Genomic DNA, 462 nt, shown 5'->3' with positions numbered 1-462 from the left:
TAATTTTGGGTCCGTAATATAGCCCAAATCACGAAAATGCCCGAAAAAGTACTTAAAGGTCAAAATTTGGGGTCGACAAAACGTCAATGGAGAAGTTCCATTGTCCTGCTTCTTTCGTCGGAGGGCTGTCTTTGGGCTTTCCGAAAAGGTATCACATGCCAAGTTTGGCCTCACGGTCTAAAAGTTATGGAGTCATAAAGTTTTAACCAAAAAAAAAAAGGTTAAACATAAAAGAGGGATGCAACACGAGGACTTCCCGGGAGGTCACCCATCCTAGTACTACTCTCGCCCAAGCACGCTTAACTGCGGAGTTCTGATGGGATCCGGTGCATTAGTGCTGGTATGATCGCATCCGTTAGTATATGCAATGCAATCGTATATATTCTTTTTTGAAGACTTGATGAACCGTTCGCCGTGGGTCCCACCCGCCATGTAGGGATACCCCATCTAGTCTTAACGAGC

The 462-nt window shown here is 45.0% G+C and carries 1 rRNA gene; it reads right to left on the bottom strand.

Annotated features, from left to right (window positions below):
- Positions 1-235: 235 nt before the first annotated feature.
- Positions 236-354 (bottom strand): 5S ribosomal RNA (gene rrf / locus F0L68_RS45725).
- Between the last annotated feature and the right edge of the window lie 108 nt (positions 355-462).

Origin of the sequence: Solihabitans fulvus (genome assembly GCF_008386585.1) — a bacterium.
Classification (GTDB): Bacteria; Actinomycetota; Actinomycetes; order Mycobacteriales; family Pseudonocardiaceae; genus Solihabitans; species Solihabitans fulvus.
This window is presented reverse-complemented; position numbering and strand designations above follow the sequence as displayed.